Source organism: Opitutus sp. GAS368, assembly GCF_900104925.1.
Lineage (GTDB): Bacteria > Verrucomicrobiota > Verrucomicrobiia > Opitutales > Opitutaceae > Lacunisphaera.
Window position 1 is genome coordinate 2,883,067 of sequence record NZ_LT629735.1, and the last position, 16,254, is coordinate 2,899,320.

The window sequence follows — 16,254 nt, forward strand, 5'->3', positions numbered from 1 at the left end:
GGGGGAGCGCACTGACCGCAGCGCGCTGTTTGATGGAGGACTCAGCTCCAGCTGAGCCGCGCGGCCCAGCTGGAGCTGGGCCCTCCAAAAGGTGGAACCCGGCCTCCGGACGGGTTGGTTCGATGTGCGCGGAAGAAAACCGGCCCGGCCTGTCAGCCATAGGCTAGGCGGAGGCTGAAGGTCCGGTTCCACCTTACGGATGGCTGGACACCAAGCACGTGGCCGGTGAAGAATCCCCCATGCGATTCATCCTCGGCGCGGCCGCCCTGCTGGCCTGCGTTCCCCTCGCCTCAGCGGAAGAATTCGACCTCATCATCCGCCACGGGCGGGTGGTCGACGGCACCGGCACCCCGGCCTTCTTCGCCGACGTCGCCGTGCGCGACGGCCACATCGCCCGCATTGGCCGGGTGGAGGGCACGGCGAAGGCCGAGATCGATGCCGCCGGGCTGATCGTCGCCCCGGGCTTCATTGACGTGCACACCCACGCCGACGAGGTCGCGGACCAGCCGCTGGCCGAGAACTTCCTGCGCATGGGCGTCACCTCGATCGTCGTCGGCAACTGCGGCGGCTCGGCGCTCGATGTCGCCAAGTTCTACCGCGACGTCGAGCACAACAGGGTTTCGATCAACGTGACGACGCTCATCGGGCACAACACCGTACGCACGGCCGCCATGGGCGGCAGTTTCGACCGCGCCCCGACGCTCGGGGAGATGGCGAAGATGAAGGGCCTGGTCGATCGCGCGATGCAAGACGGCGCCGTGGGCCTCTCCACCGGGCTGATCTACCTGCCGGGGACGTTTGCCAAGACCGACGAGATCGTCGAGCTGGCCAAGGCCGTCACGCCCTACGGCGGCATCTACGCCAGCCACATGCGCCACGAGGACACGCGGATCTACGCCGCGCTCGACGAGGTGTTCGCGGTTGCGCGCGGGGCGCACCTGCGCGCCGAGGTTTCGCACCTCAAGCTTTCCGGCGAGAACGCCTGGGGCCAGGCCGACAAGGTCCTCGCCTACATCGAGGCAGCGCGGGCGAGCGGCCTCGATATCACCCAGGACCAATATGCCTACACCGCGTCGAGCACGACCATGCGGCAGCTGATCCCCGACGACGCGTTCAACGGCGGCCACGCGCATTTCATGGCGGTCCTCGACGACCCGATAAAGAAGGCCGATTTGGTGATGCGCATGAAGCAGAACATCCTGACCCGCGGCCGGGCGGATTACGCCTACGCGGTGGTGGCGTCGTTCCGCCACGACACCTCGATCAACGGGATGAACATCCTCGAGGCGGCCAAGAAGCTCCACGGCTCCGATTCGCTCGACGCCCAGATCGAGGTGATCCTCGACTTTGAGAAAAACGGCGGCGCCCAGGGCGTGTTTCACGGCATGGACGAGCAGGACCTGCAGAAGTTCATGCGCCACCCGAACACCATGATCGCCTCGGACAGCGGGATTCGCGAGTTCGGCAAGGACGTCCCGCATCCCCGCGGCTACGGCAACAACGCCCGGGTCCTGGGCCGTTACGTGCGCGACCTGAAGGTGCTCACCCTCGAGGACGCCGTCCGCAAGATGACCAGCCTGCCGGCCACGACCTACCGCTTTACCGGCCGCGGCGAATTGAAGGAAGGCAACTGGGCCGACATTGCGGTCTTCGACCCCGAGAAGATCGGCGATCCCTCCACCTACGCCGACCCGCACCATTATGCCATCGGCGTGCCCTGGGTCCTCGTCAACGGCGTGCCCGTCATCGCGCAGGGCGAGCACACCGGCGCGAAGCCGGGCATGGCCTGCCGCTTTGCCGGCGCGCAGGTCGCGCTGCAGGCGCAGCTCGAGGCCTACGTCACCCAGCCGAAGTTTGCCGGCGCCTTCTGGGGCGTGAAGGTCGTCTCGCTCGACACCGGCCGCACGCTCTTCGCGCACGCGGCGGACGCACGGATGAGCCCGGCCTCGAACAGCAAGCTTTACGCCTGCGCGCTCGCGCTCGACCAGCTGGGCGGCGACTACCGGATCGTGACGCCCCTGCTCGCCACGGCTCCGGTGGATGCGGCCGGGAACATCAAGGGCGACCTGATCATCAGCGGCCGGGGCGACCCGGGCTGGAACCCGCGGATGGAAAAGAAGGATTTCTGGACGGCGTTCGAACCGTTCATCGCCGCACTGAAGCAGGCCGGCGTGAAGCGCGTCACCGGCGATCTCGTGGCCGATGCGACCTGGCTGCGCGAACCACCGCAGGGCGCGGGCTGGGCGGTGGGCGACCTGCAGGATGATTACGGCGCGGAGATCTCGGCGATCTCGCTCGACGAGAACTATGTCGACCTGCACGTCACGCCGGCGAAGGAGATCGGGCAGCCCGGCGTCGCGGAATTCAAGCAACCGTTGAGCGGCCTGGTGCTCGACAACCGCACCGTCACGACCGCCGCGGGCGGCCAGCGCCACCTCCAGGTGCAGCGCCTCCCCGGCGAGAACCGCGTGCTGTTGCAGGGGGAACTGCCCCTGGGCGGCAAGGCGGAGGAAACCGGGGTCACGATGGAGCGGCCGGCCGACTGGTTCGCCACCTGCCTGCGCGAGGCGCTCAAGCGCGCCGGCATCCCGGTCGAGGGCAAGGCCGTCGGCGTCCGCTGGCCCGAGCCGCCCCGCCCCGGCGCGGTGAAGCTGGGCGAAGTCGCGTCCGCGCCGCTGCGCGAGATCGTCGCGACGATCATGAAGCCGTCGCAAAACCTGAAGACCGACCTGGTGTTCGACCACCTGGGTGAACTGCGGCGCAAGCCGGACACGCCGGCCTGGCGGCAATCCGACGAACTGGCCGTGGCGGCCCTGGACGGGTTCCTCGCGACGGCCGGCGTCGCGAAGGGTCACACGATTTTCGAGGAAGGCTCGGGCCTGTCCCGCAACAACCTCACCACGGCCGACGCCACGGTGCGCCTGCTCCAGTTCATGGCCGCGCACAAGGAGCACGACGCCTTCGTCGCGGCGCTGCCCGTCGCCGGCGTGGACGGCTCGCTGCGCCGGCGCATGAAGGGCACGGCGGCCGAGGGCAATGTCCGTGCCAAGACCGGCACGCTGCGCTACGCGAGTTCACTCTCGGGCTACGTGACCACGGCGGCGGGCGAGAAACTCGCATTCAGCCTGATGGTAAACCGCTACCCGGTGCCGGACGACGCCAAGGCCGGCGATCCGCTCGACGAACTGGCGGTGCTGCTGGCGCAATACGGCGGGAAATGAAGAGATGAATCCGCGGGCCAAACGATATGTAGGGTCGGCGCTTGCGCCGACCTATGCACGCGAGGTCGCCGCAAGCAGCGACCCTACATTGCTGAAATGAACCCTCCGGCCCGCCTCGTCTCCCTCGACGCGTTTCGCGGCGCGACGATCGCGGGCATGCTGCTCGTGAACAACCCCGGCTCGTGGAGCGACATCTACCCGCCGCTGGAACACGCGCCGTGGAACGGGTGGACGCCGACCGACATGATCTTTCCCTTCTTCCTGTGGATCATCGGCGTGGCGATGACGCTGTCGTTTGCGCGGCGGGTCGGGCAGGGGGCCGATCGCAGCCAGCTTTTCCGGCATGTAGTCATCCGCGCGGCCATTATCTTCGGGGTCGGGATTTTCCTGGTGATGTTCCCGTTCGGGCTGCTGCCCGAGCAACATTTCTCCTTCGCGAAGATGCGCATCCCCGGCGTGCTCCAGCGCATCGGGCTCTGTTACCTGGCGGCCGGGGCGATTTTCCTGCGCACCGGCTGGCGCGGGCAGCTCGCGTGGGCCGTCGGGCTGCTGGCCGGTTACTGGGCGCTGCTGGTCTGCGTGCCGGTGCCCGGCTATGGCGCCGGCGTGCTCGAGCCGACGGGCAACCTTTGCTGGTGGATCGATTCCCACGTGCTGGCCGGCCACACGTGGAGCGGGGCGCCGGTGCCGGGTTTCGACCCCGAGGGCATCCTCTCCACCCTGCCGGCGATCGCCACCACGCTGCTCGGGGTGCTGGCCGGCCAGATGATGCGCCGCTGGTCGGGCGGGGCGCTGACCGCCCGGTTGCTCGGGGGCGGTGGGGCGTTGCTGACGCTTGGAGCGCTGATGTCCCTGGTGCTGCCGATCAACAAGAATCTCTGGACCAGCTCCTATGCCGTGTTCATGGCCGGCTGGGCCCTGGTGCTGCTCGCGGTGTTTCACTGGCTCATCGACGTGCGCGGCTGGTCGCGCTGGGCCGCGCCGCTCGTGATCTACGGCACCAACGCCCTCGCGATGTTCGTGTCGGCCGGCGTGCTGGGCAAGCTGCTCTACCTCATCAAGTGGACCGGCGCGGACGGGCAGGGCATCACGCTGAAGGGCTGCATCTACCGGAACGCGTTCGTGCCGCTGGCCAGCCCGGTGAACGCCTCGCTGCTCTTCGCGCTGGCGTTTGTGCTGCTGCACTTCGCCTTCGCGTGGATCCTGTGGCGCCGGAAGTGGTTCGTGAAAATCTGACCGGATTTGTTTAAACACGGAGGACACGGAGGTTTTCCCGCGGATTACACGGATTAACGCGGATGAATCTGCTATGCCTGTCATCCTGAACGGAGTGCAGGATCCGTAACGACAGATGATAGCGCACATCCCGCTGGATTCTTCGCTATGCTCAAAATGACAGAGGGCTTGGATGGATTGTTTATCCGCGGTCATCCGTGTAATCCGCGGGAAAACCTCTGCGTCCTCTGCGTTAAAACCTGCCTTAGGCTTCATTCTCAGAACGCCGTCGAGACGGCGAAGTCCGCCGGGACGTTCCGCGTGGCCTACGGTCTCTCGCCGCCGCCGCCGAGAAGGGTGGGTGGAGGATCGGAGGAGTAGGTAGAAATGATGGGTAATTTGACAATTCCGCCACAAAAGAGTGTGGCTTGCGGGGACCGCGCCGGGCGATCCGGAGAGGGACAGGAATTTCTTTGTCAAGGCATGGGGAAGCCCTTAGTCGTTTTTTCGTCCCTAGCCTTCACCAACACACCTTCTGGCCGCGGCGCGTTTTCGCCGCGGTGGAAATACTACATCATTATGAGCAAACCCATGTCTCGTCGTCTGGGCCTGATTCAGGCCATCCCCGCATGCTTCGGCATCGTTCTGTTCGGCCTCCTGGCTCCCTCCGTCGCGGCCCAGACCACCGCCCCGGCCGACACCGCGAATGAACCGGTCAAGCTGGAGAAGCTGGTCGTCACCGGCTCCCTGATCAAGCGCGTGGCCGACTACGGCGCCGTGCCGATGGACATCATCACTCCCGCCGAGCTCGACCAGCAGGGCGTCACCAGCGTCGAACAAATGGTGATGAACCTGAACATCAACGGCAATTCCCTGGACAACCTCGCCAGCAACTCCGACGTCGCCACCGGCGGCGCCGCGACCCGCGGCATCAACGGCTCCACGGGAGCCAACCTGCGCTTCCAGGGCTCCAACGCCACGCTGGTCCTCGTCAACGGCCGCCGCGTCGCCCAGCACGGCCTGAACGGCGGCGGCACCGTCGACCTCAACTCGATCCCCGTGCAGGCCATCAAGCGCATCGAGGTGCTCAAGGACGGCGCCTCGTCCATCTACGGCACCGACGCCATCGGCGGCGTGATCAATTTCATCCTCAAGGACGACTACCAGGGCCTGGCGGTCAAGACCGGCTTCGACGTCACCCAGGAGGGCGGCGCCGACATCTACCGGGCGTCCATCGTCGGCGGCTACGGCAACCTGAACAAGGACAAGTTCAATGTCATGGCCTCCCTGTCGTATGCCGACAACACGCGCCTCCTCGGCAGCCAGCGCTCCTGGGTCAACACCCAGCAGCCGGACCGCGGCATCTCGGCCGATACGCGCGGCACCCCGTTCGCCACCCTCTCCGGACTCACCACGCTCTCCAACGTGCTCAGCGGCGCCACCAGCAAGGGCAGCTTCTTTGATCCCACCATCGGGCTGTCGGTCTCCACGGTCAACACCCTCGTGCTGCAGGGGGCGGGCGCCCTCGCCGGCACCGGGATGTATCCGTATGATTATCAACTCTGGTCCAATGCCTCCACCAAGTATGGTGCGACGATGGACACCGGCGTGACCGCCGCCCTGCAGCAGCCGGTGAAGAACACCAATTTGGTGACCTCGGCCGCCTACAAGGTGGGCGACACGATCTTCCGGTTCGAAGGGCTCTTCGGCCGGTCGCAGTCCACGAAGTATTTCTCCGCGCAGCAGATCACGTCCGCCCAGACCACCAGCACGGTGTCCCTGCCCAACGGCACGCTCGTGCCCAATCCGCTCGCCGGCCTCGCCTATCCGAGCACGGCGCCCGGCTATGCCGCGGTGTTCAACACCCTGGTCGCGGCCTTCCCCCAGCTGGCGGGCAACAACGGCCTCCCCATGACCTTCCGCTGGCGCCTTTACCCGGGCGGACCGCGGGAATACTCCACCCAGAGCGACACCTGGCGCGCGCTGGTTTCGGCCGAGGGTCCGGTGCCGTTCCTCAAGGACTGGGATTACAACGCGAGTCTTTCCCGGGCCAGCAGCAAGAGCTATTCGGTGCTGACCAGCGGCTATTATTACACGGCCGGGCTGGCGAACCTCATCAACACCGGTGTGCTGAATCCCTTCTCCTTCACCCAGACCGATTCCGCCCTGCAGCAGCTCGCGGCCGTCTCGGCCGCCGGCGTGAAACTTTACGGCGGCACCTACACGACCGACAACTTCAACGCCTCCGCCACGGGTCCGGTGTGGAAACTGCCCGCCGGCGACCTGCAGGCGGCGTTGGGCGTCGATTACGCCAAGGAGGGATTTACCCTGGCTGGTGACCAACGCCCGAACGCCAACACGGCCGCCGCGCTGATTGCCAACGCCCCGTTTGACAATTCCAACGCCACGCTGGGCACGCTGACCCGCACGGTTAAGGCGGTCTTCGCCGAACTCGACATTCCCGTCATCAAAGGCGTCGACTTCAATCCCTCCGTGCGCACCGATAATTACAGCGGGTTTGGCACCACGACCAACCCGAAGTATACGCTGCGCATCCAGCCGGCCGAATGGCTGCTTTTCCGCGGTTCCTACAGCACCGGCTTCCGCGTGCCGACCTTCGCGCAGGAATACTTCCCGGCGATCACGCAGCCGGGTTCCTCCGCGATCGTTGATCCGACCAACGGCAATGTGGTCAACAGCTACAACGTCCGGACGGGCAGCGAGTCCAGCCTCAACCCCGAGACCGCGCGGATGAAGTCGGTGGGCGTGGTTATCTCCCCCAACAAGCACCTGAGCTTCAGCGCGGACTGGTGGAGCATCGACCGCAAGGGCACGATTGCCACGCTCTCCGTCTCCACCATCCTGGCCAATTACACCCTGTTCCCCGACCGCCTGATCCGCGACGCCAGCGGCGTGCTCAACACGATCGACGACACCTATATCAACGCGGGCGAGGCGCTCACGGAAGGCATCGAGCTCGGCGCCCACGCCAATCAGGATCTGTTCGGCGGCGTGGTTTCGGCGGACTTTGATCTCGGCGACCTGCTGGTGAAGAAGTCGCGCATCCTCGCCTCCACCCCGTTCGGTCCCACCGAGGTCGGCCGGTTCACCCGCTTCAGCGATCTGGGCATCAAATACAAGGCCACCCTCGCGTTGAACTACCGCCGGAAGGACTGGGCCTTCACGCTCACCCAGATCTACCGTTCCGGCTACATGGACAACCCGGAGGGCAACATCGGGCTCGGGACCTATCTCCCGCCGAATTGGAACCCCAAGGTCGCTTCCTACACGCTCTATAACCTGACGGCCAGCTACACGGGCCTGATCAAGAACCTGACCCTTGTCGCCGGCATCAAGAACCTCTTCAACACCAACCCGCCGTTCTCCGCCTACTACGACACCAACTCGGGTGCGGGCAGCGATTGGGACCCGCGCGTGGGTGACCCGCGCGGCCGGTCCTTCGTCCTGTCCGCGGAATACAAGTTCTTCTGAGCTTCGGGCCTTGATCTCATCCACGCAGGGGCGGTCCTTCCGGATCGCCCCTTTGCTTCTCTCCTGCATGAAGCGCCTCTTCCGCCCCGGTCTGGCGTTTGCCGCCGCCGCGTCCCCTGCACGTCACGCTCCCCGGCGGCGCGCTCGCGAAATCCTGATCCAGATTCACAGGAGAACGCAGAAATCGCAGAGAAATCAAATCACTCCCCAGTCATGAATCTGCACGATGCATTGGAATGTAGGGTCGCCGCTTGCCGGCGGACCGGTCCGGCGACAAGCGCCGACCCTGCAGGACGTTTGCTGACCACGAATCCAAACTCACCGACGTCGTCTCCCGGCTCATCCTGCCGGGAGCCAACGCTTGATCTCTGCGCTCTCTGCGACCTCCTGTAAATCGATGTCTTCCGTATCCGTTCCTCCCGTCATCACTGCGCTTTCGACCCGCACCCCGGCCCTGGCCGCGTTGCTCGAGCGCTGGGCCAACATCAACTCCGGTTCCCAGCACGCCGCCGGACTCGCCCGCATGGCGGCCGAGCTGCGCGCCGTGTTCAGCGCAGCCTTTCCGGCCGCCGCGTTCGAGGAGCTCTCCGCCGACGCCCCGGGCTTCAACCCGCCGGGCGCGAAGGCGCTGCGCTTCCGCCTGCGTCCGTTCGCGGCCCGCCAGGTTTTCCTTTGCGGACACTACGACACCGTCTACGCCGCGGACGATGCCTTTCAGACCTGCCGGTGGCTTGACGACGGGACGCTCAACGGCCCGGGCGTGACCGACATGAAGGGCGGCCTGGTCGTGCTGCTGGCCGCGCTCGAGGCCTTTGAACAGACGCCGTCGGCCGCCAACCTCGGCTGGGAGGTGCTGCTCACGCCCGACGAGGAGACCGGTTCGCACGGCACGCGGGCGATGTTCGAGGCCGCCGCGCGGCGCAACCATTTCGGCTTTGTCTTCGAGCCCGCCCGCCCCAGCGGCGACATCATCCACTCGCGCAAGGGCACGGGCGGCATCACGGCCATCTGCCGCGGCCGCGCGGCGCACGCGGCGAAGATCCCGAACGACGGTCGCAACGCCATCCTCGGCCTCGCGGAATTCCTGCTCGCCGCCGCGAAGATTCCGGCGGAGATGCCGGGCGTGCTGGTCAACGTCGGCAACATTCGCGGCGGCAGCGCCGCGACCAACGTCGTGCCGGATTTCGCGCAGGCCGAGCTCGACCTCCGCATCACGCGCCTGGCGGACCAGGCACCGCTCTTCGCCCGGCTGGAAACCCTGGCCCGCGAGACCGGGGCCGCGCAGGGTGTGACATTCGAGCTCATCGGCGGTCTCAACCGGCCGCCGAAGGAGAATCATCCCACCGAGGCCGCCTTGTTCCCGGAGTTCCAGCGGGCCGCGCAGGATGTCGGCCTCAAGCCGTTCGGCTGGGTCCACGGTGGCGGCGCCTCCGACGGCAACTTCCTCGGCGCCGCCGGGCTGCCGTGCTTTGATGGCATCGGGCCCGAGGGCGACCACCTGCACAGCACGCGCGAATTCTGCCGCATCGCGACGATCGCCCCGCGGGCGCAGAACGTCGCGCTGTTTCTGCATCGGCTGGCGACGGGCGAGATTTCGCTGCCGGCGGCTGCAGGCCATGGGGGCTGAGATTCCATTTGGTTGGAGGCGGGACCATCAGTCCCGCGGGTTGCCGGTGGAGGGCCGGTCTCCGCACCGGCCTCGGCTGGTCCGGAGACCAGCCATCCAAAACGGGACTGATAGTCCCGCCTCCATTTCGGCAATCTTATACCAATCGCCTCAAGCTACTGCACTCTACACCAAGGTCGCCAAGACCGCGAAGCAGATCCTGCGCTGGGAAATATCTCTGCGTTCTTTGCGGCCTTCGGGTAAAGGCTTTGGGTGTTTGGTATTACTCCGGCAGGAACAGGCCGCCGAGCACCGCCGGGCGCTGCGCGCCGGTGACGACCGGGGAGTTGCCGGGTTGGGCGTGCCAGCGCTGGCGCGCGAGCCAGGCGAACGCCATGGCCTCGACCCAACCGGCGGCCACGCCGAGCGCATCGGTCCGGTCCACCGCGGCGCGGGGCAGCAGTCCCCGCAGCGCGGCCATCAGGGCGGGGTTGTTCGCCCCGCCGCCGCAGACAAAGACGCCGGGAGCATCCGTCCCCGCGGCTTGCCGGATGGCGGTGGCGATTGTTTGCGCCGTGAGCGCCAGCAGCGTGGCCTGCACATCGGCGTCGGCGACGGAGCCGGCCGCCGTCAGGTGCCGTTCCAGCCAGGCCGGCGAGAAATATTCCGGGCCCGTGCTCTTGGGCGGCGTTTTCTTGAAGTAAGGATCCGCCAGCAAGGCGGCGAGCAGCGCGGGCGCGAGGCGGCCGCGGGCGGCAAGAGCGCCGTCGCGATCCATGGGTTGCTGGAGCACCCGGCGGCTCCAGGCATCCATGAGCGTGTTGCCGGGGCCGGTGTCGAAACCGGCGATCGGCGCGTCCGCCCGCCCGGGCAACACGGTCAGGTTGGCGATGCCGCCGATGTTGACCACCACGCGGTCCTGGCCCGCCGCGCGGAAAACCGCCTCGTGAAACGCCGGCACCAGCGGGGCCCCTTGGCCGCCGAGCGCCATGTCCTTGCGGCGGAAGTCCGCCACGACCGGGATGCCGGTCAAGGCTGCAATCACGTTCGGGTCGCCGATCTGCAGGGTGAAGGCCGCCGGACCGGCAGGGCGGTGGCGGATGGTCTGGCCGTGGCTGCCGACGGCGCCGACGGCCTCGGGCGGCAGCGCCGCCTTGGCCAGCAGTTCATTGACGGCCTGCGCGAAGCACCGGCCGGCCAGCACGTCGGCCCGGCCCAGGCGGTCGATCTCGTTTTCCCCCGGCGTGCCCAGCGCGAGCAGCTCCCGGCGCAATTCCTCCGGGTAGGGCAGGGAGTGCGACGCCACCAGGGCGGGCTGCGGGTCAAAGCGCACCAGCGCCACGTCGATGCCGTCGATGCTTGTGCCCGAGAGCGCGCCGATGAAGAGTTCCGGTTTCAAGGCCTCCTTTCAATGAGCGTCCGGTCCGGCCGCCGCAACCCAGGAATCCCCCGCCATGCTCCCGACTGAAACTCCCAGCGACCAGCATCCCGATCTGGATCTTTATCCGACCGAAGAACTCGTGGGCGCGTTCACCGCCGACCAGGTCCACGCCGCCAACGTCGTGCACGCCGCCGCCGCCGCGCTCGCGCGGGCGGTGGACGCGGCCGTCCCGCGCCTCGCGGCCGGGGGCCGGCTCATCTACGCCGGCGCCGGCACCTCGGGCCGCCTCGGCCTGCTCGACAGCGTGGAGCTGTTCCCGACCTTCGGCTGGCCCAAGGCGCGCGCCCTCGCGCTGATCGCCGGCGGCAAGCCGGCGCTGTTCGAGGCCGTGGAGGGTGCGGAGGACGACCGGGCCCAGGGCGCGGCGGATCTGCGGGCGCTCGCCCCGACGGCCCAGGACGTGGTCATCGCCCTCGCGGCCTCGGGCGCCACGCCCTATGCCCTTGGCGTGCTGGAAGCGGCCCAGGCCGCCGGCGCCCTGACCATCGGGATCGCCAACAATCCCGATGCGCCGGTCACGCGCGCGGCGGCGGTGGGCATCACGCTCGCCACCGGCAGCGAGACGATTTCCGGCAGCACGCGCCTCAAGGCCGGCACCGCCCAGAAGATCGCGCTCAACACGCTCTCCAGCTCCATCATGGTCCGGCTGCACAAGGTCTACGGCAACCTGATGGTCGATGTGCTCCCGACCAACGCCAAGCTCTACCGGCGGGCGCTGGCCCTCACGGTGCGGGCGAGCGGGGCCGACGAGGCCGCGGCGCGTGCGGTGCTCGAGCAGTGCAATTACCACGTGAAGACCGCCATCGTGGCGCTGCGCCTGAAGTCGGATGTGGCGGCCGCCCGGGCCGCCCTCGATCGCGCCGCCGGCAGCGTGCGGCAGGCGCTCGGGGAGGCGAAGAAATGAGCGTGGTGAAGGTAGGGCGAATCCTCTGGATGAGCCGTTGGCGTTCGTGCGGCTCGTCAGGGACGACTCGCCCTACCATGGGATGGTGTCTCTTGGCCGGGCTGGTGGTCCTTCTCGCCGGGTGCGTGACGCCCCTGCGCACGGTGGTCGCCCCGCCGCCGGCGCCGCGCGAGTTCCGCGCCGTCTGGGTCGCCACCGTGGCCAACATCGACTGGCCGTCGCAGACCGGGCTGCCGGTGGCGCAGCAGCGCGCCGAGATGATCACGCTGCTCGACCGGGCCCGCGCCCTGAAATTCAACGCCGTCATCCTGCAGGTGCGGCCGGCCGCCGACGCGCTCTACCCGTCGAAGCTCGAGCCGTGGTCCGAATACCTCAGCGGCACCCAGGGTGTCGCGCCGGCCCCGCTGTATGATCCGTTGCAGGAGTGGATCACCGAGGCGCACCGCCGCGGCCTCGAGCTGCACGCGTGGTTCAATCCCTACCGCGCCCGGCACGACAAGGCGAAGTCCGCGTTCGCGCCGACGCACATCGCCCGGACGCACCCGGACTCGGTGAAGCGCTATGGCGACTTCTGGTGGATGGATCCGGGTGACGAATTCGCCTCCCAGCGCACGCTGGCGGTGGTTGATGACGTGGTCCGGCGCTACGACGTGGATGGGATCCACATCGACGACTATTTTTATCCGTATCCCATCCCGGCCCCGTTGCCCAAGGGCAAAAAGCTCGCACCCGGGGAGGCGGCGCCGGTCGTGGATTTTCCGGATGACGCCTCGTGGCAACGCTATCGTGCCGCCGGCGGCAAGCTGGAGCGCGCGGACTGGCGGCGGGAAAACGTCAACCAGCTGATTGAGCAGCTGCACGCCCACGTCCACGCCCTCAAACCGTGGGTGAAATTCGGCATCAGTCCCTTCGGGCTCGGCCGGCCCGACCGCCGGCCGCCCGGCATCGAGGGCTTCAGCCAATACGACAAGCTCTACGCCGACGCGGAGCTCTGGCTCCAGCGGGGCTGGCTCGATTACTTCGCGCCGCAGCTCTACTGGCGCGCGGGTCAGAAAGGCCAGGATTTCGGCACGCTGCTCGACTACTGGGCCCGGCAGAACACCATGCAGCGCCACGTCTGGCCCGGCCTCTACACGAGCGCGATCGGCGACGCGCCCAAGGGCTGGACCCCGGAGGACATCCTCAGGCAGATCAGCCTCGTCCGCGCGGATCCGCGCTTCACGGGCCACATCCAATACAGCATGGTGGCGCTGCTCGAGGACCGCCACGGCATCGCGCAAAAGCTGGCGGTGGCCGCCTATGCAGACGAGGCGCTCGTGCCGGCCACACCGTGGCTCGACGCGACCCCGCCCGCGGTCCCCCAGCTGAAGCGGCAGAAATCCGGCGCGGTCGCCATCCTTCCGACCCCGGGCAAGCCCGCGGCCAGCTATGCCCTCTGGCGCCAGCAGGACGGGGCGTGGAAATTCTCCATCCTGCCGGCCGGCCCCAACCTGATTCCGGCCGCCGCCACGGAGAACCTGGTGGTCTCGGCGGTGGACCGGCTGGGCAACGAAAGCGCGCGCGTCACCCTGCCGGGGATCGTTGCGCGCTGAGCGCGCCGCTGGAGCGGTATCAGACAAGTTCGGTTCATATTGTAGGAGCCTGCTTGCAGGCGATTCAGGCGTGGGGATGGCTCCGCGGGTCAAAATCGCCTGCAAGCAGGCTCCTACATTCGGGAATTGGTCTCTTGAGATTAAGCAGCGAACTTATCTGACGGGACACTGGAGCGGTTTAACCTGATACCGATTACGATTTGGGATGAGACTTTACACCAAGATCGCAAAGAACGCAGAGTAGATTCATGCTCAAATGATTGGGTGCTTTGTGTCCTTGGCGACCTTCGCGTGAAAAATCCGATACCGATTGGTAATTGGTATGAGATGTAGCCGCGAAAGAACCCATGGAGCGCAATAGAAGCGCAGCTGAATGGATGGTCTTTGTGCTCCTTGCGTTCTTTTGCGGCTGAAAATCCGGTTCTGATCCGGCTCGATTTTCCCTGATATACGCCAGGCCTCGGTTTCGAGGCCTGGCACTACTCCGTCAGGTATATGATGCCTCGAGCGACACCCCCGCCCTGCCGGGCACCCCTCTCCAGAGGGGACCCAAACCAACGCCGGCGATAATCCCCTCTGGCGAGGGGCCTGTCGGCCACAGGCCCGGCGACGGCTGATGGCGCGGAGCGACGGGTGTGTTGGAACCTAACGGAGTAGTGCCAGGGAGTGTTTTCTAAGCTCGGAAGGGGGACCACTAAAAGGATTCCGCCAGCGGCGGAATCTACTTTCACTGCTCCGGCTGATCGCCTCCGCCGACAGGTTCAGGGGGCGGCTGATCGCCGCCCTCTCTGCCCGCGATTAGCGGGCCCCCGAAACCCACCGCGCAGGCGATCAGCCGGAGCGGTTTCCGTGGATTTCACCCTTGGTGAAATCCCATTAGTGGTTCTTTTCGGAGGTTGGAAGACACACCCTGGCCCGCGGCTCTGCCGGAAGCCGCACTTGCTTTTTGAAGCAGGAAAACTATCCCAGATTCATGCCTTCCGCTGTCGCACCCAAGCCTGCTTCCACCCGTGGTCACCGGGCGGCGGGGCGCAAACTCGCGGGTGCGGAGATCCGGAGCCGGCTGGAGCAGATTGAACTGGCGACGGTAAGCGCATTGCGGGCATTGCAGATGGATATCGATGGTGACGAGGGCACTCCCTCGGCCACCGTGATCAAGCGGGCCCGGGCGGGTCTGCGGTGAAGGCGAGCTTCAACCGGCTGGCGGAGGCGGAGTTGATCGCGGCGGCGCGCTATCTGCAAACCGAAGCCGGATTAGGCCGGGAGTTCTTGAATGAGTATCAGGCTTGGGAGGGGCGCACCCGCCGGTTTCCCGCGTCATGTCCGGAGATCGCGCCCGGCGTCCGTTGCGGTTTTCTGAAGCGGTTCAAATATCATGTCACCTACACCATCCGGGGCGACACCCTGCGGATTCTGTATGTGCGTTCCGCCCGACAGGCTCCGTTAAGAAATCTGCTGCGCGGTTAGCCGGCGGTTCATCAGATCAGGGCAACCTCACTCTTATTTAACAGGCTCTCTAGGGCGCACCGGGCGCGCCCTCGGGCAGCGTCGGCAACCGGAGCAGCCGGCGGGCGCCGTTGATAACCTTGTCCCACTGCAAGGCCGGGCCCGGGTCGGTCTTGTTGGTCTGGATGTGGTAATGGCCGAGCACCCCGTGGTATTTCGCGAGGTCGTCGTCCGCCAGCTTCTGCGGGATCAGCCGGCCCTTGGCGTCGCGGGGGTAGTCGCAGGTGATGTTCGGGAAGACCTTGCAGAGCGTGGCGGTGAGGCGGATCAACGCGGCGTATTGCTGCGGCGTGAAGTCGTATTGTTCGAGCGCCTCGCCTTGGATGACCCCGTGCACGGGGTCGGGCCGGGCGGGATGGCCGGTGAAGCCCGGCGTGCGGAACATCGGGTCGCCGAGCTTCTCCGGCACCTTGATGTAGGGCTGCCCCTTGGCGTCGCGCGGATACCAGTCGTCGAGCGGCTGCCGCTCCTTGGCCGGGTAGGCGCCGATGTTCGCGATCTCGATGCCGATGGAGCGGTCGTTGCTGATCGTGGCATGCCGGGCGCGCTCCTTGAGGTCGAGCGTCTGGTAGATGGTGCCGTCGAGATCCAGCATGAAGTGGACGCTCAGGTCGCGGTGGTCCTGCAAGGTGTTGAAGCAATACCTGCTGATGCCCGCCACGTCGTAGTGCAGGACGAACTGGTCCACGACGCGCTGCAGCGCCGGCAGGTCCCAGCCGCCGCCACGGTGGAGTTCGATTTCCTCCGGGGTCAGCGATTTCTGCCGCAGGCTGTAGCGGTTGGGCGACCCGAACTTGGGCAGCGCGGCGATCGTCTTGTCCCAGTCGCTCTCGGCGAAGGGCGCGAAGCGCCGCTCGACGCGGTAGGCGTCGTAACCGCCCGGATCCATCCAGGTCACGACCTTCGTGCCGGTGTGGAAGAGCTGGCCGGCGACGACAATCTCGTCCCCCTTGCGCGTGAGCGGGCGGCCCGGCCGGTTGAAGAGCGCGCAGCCGGTCAGGGCGAGCAGGCTCAGGATCAGGGCGGCTTGGCTGATTGAACGGTAGCGGCGGTTCATAGGGGTGCCCGAGGAAAGCCGGGCAACCCGTCCGGCTCAATCGCGAATGTCCGGGATCGCGATGCGATGCGGAACCGGCAACCGAGGTGGAGCGCGCTGACCCATTACCCAAGGCCGGGAAGCAGATCCTGCGATGGGAAATATCCCTGCGTTCTTAGCGGCCTTCGTGTAAAGGCTCTGGGTGTTTGGTATTAGGCCCCGATTCTGCCGGCGGGCATAT

General features: G+C 66.8%; 10 protein-coding genes. 8 read left to right on the forward strand and 2 right to left on the reverse strand.

The genetic code is table 11. The features are described 5' to 3' along the window. The first annotated feature begins 239 nt into the window (after positions 1 to 239). From dacB to BLU29_RS12360, 4 genes are all read left to right on the forward strand, one after another. Complete coding sequence (dacB, locus tag BLU29_RS12345) at positions 240 to 3,221, forward strand: D-alanyl-D-alanine carboxypeptidase/D-alanyl-D-alanine-endopeptidase (RefSeq protein WP_091058365.1); 2,982 nt, start codon at positions 240 to 242, stop codon at positions 3,219 to 3,221. 96 nt (positions 3,222 to 3,317) lie between these two features. Next, positions 3,318 to 4,457, forward strand: a complete 1,140-nt coding sequence (locus tag BLU29_RS12350) for a hypothetical protein (RefSeq protein ID WP_091058367.1) — start codon at positions 3,318 to 3,320, stop codon at positions 4,455 to 4,457. 570 nt (positions 4,458 to 5,027) lie between these two features. Further along, a complete protein-coding gene (locus BLU29_RS12355; RefSeq protein ID WP_172830258.1) occupies positions 5,028 to 7,928 on the forward strand; it encodes a TonB-dependent receptor in 2,901 nt (966 codons plus the stop codon). Positions 7,929 to 8,325: 397 nt separating this feature from the next. Then, on the forward strand, positions 8,326 to 9,555 hold the full coding sequence (locus BLU29_RS12360) for a hydrolase (RefSeq protein WP_091058374.1): 1,230 nt from the start codon (positions 8,326 to 8,328) through the stop codon (positions 9,553 to 9,555). A gap of 262 nt (positions 9,556 to 9,817) precedes the next feature. Here the strand turns inward: BLU29_RS12360 and BLU29_RS12365 are convergent, their stop codons facing one another. Then, the gene (locus BLU29_RS12365) at positions 9,818 to 10,933 is read right to left on the reverse strand and encodes an anhydro-N-acetylmuramic acid kinase (RefSeq protein WP_091058376.1); all 1,116 of its coding nucleotides are present in this window, start codon (positions 10,931 to 10,933) and stop codon (positions 9,818 to 9,820) included. A gap of 55 nt (positions 10,934 to 10,988) precedes the next feature. Between BLU29_RS12365 and BLU29_RS12370 the strand changes: the two genes are divergently transcribed. The 4 genes from BLU29_RS12370 to BLU29_RS12385 all read left to right on the forward strand — a co-directional run bounded on the left by BLU29_RS12370 (position 10,989) and on the right by BLU29_RS12385 (position 14,938). Then, positions 10,989 to 11,879 (forward strand): N-acetylmuramic acid 6-phosphate etherase, encoded by an 891-nt coding sequence (locus tag BLU29_RS12370; RefSeq protein ID WP_091058378.1) that lies wholly within the window; start codon positions 10,989 to 10,991, stop codon positions 11,877 to 11,879. Positions 11,880 to 11,956: 77 nt separating this feature from the next. Continuing rightward, complete coding sequence (locus tag BLU29_RS12375; RefSeq protein ID WP_197677706.1) at positions 11,957 to 13,471, forward strand: family 10 glycosylhydrolase; 1,515 nt, start codon at positions 11,957 to 11,959, stop codon at positions 13,469 to 13,471. 973 nt (positions 13,472 to 14,444) lie between these two features. Beyond that, a complete protein-coding gene (locus tag BLU29_RS12380) occupies positions 14,445 to 14,654 on the forward strand; it encodes a hypothetical protein (protein ID WP_091058384.1) in 210 nt (69 codons plus the stop codon). Then, the gene (locus tag BLU29_RS12385) at positions 14,651 to 14,938 is read left to right on the forward strand and encodes a hypothetical protein (RefSeq protein ID WP_091058387.1); all 288 of its coding nucleotides are present in this window, start codon (positions 14,651 to 14,653) and stop codon (positions 14,936 to 14,938) included. Before BLU29_RS12380 ends, BLU29_RS12385 begins: the two co-directional genes overlap by 4 nt. Positions 14,939 to 14,987: 49 nt before the next feature. Here BLU29_RS12385 and BLU29_RS12390 read toward each other — a convergent pair whose 3' ends face one another. Further along, positions 14,988 to 16,034, reverse strand: coding sequence for an N-acetylmuramoyl-L-alanine amidase (locus BLU29_RS12390; protein ID WP_091058389.1), 1,047 nt, complete (start codon positions 16,032 to 16,034; stop codon positions 14,988 to 14,990). Positions 16,035 to 16,254 lie beyond the last annotated feature (220 nt).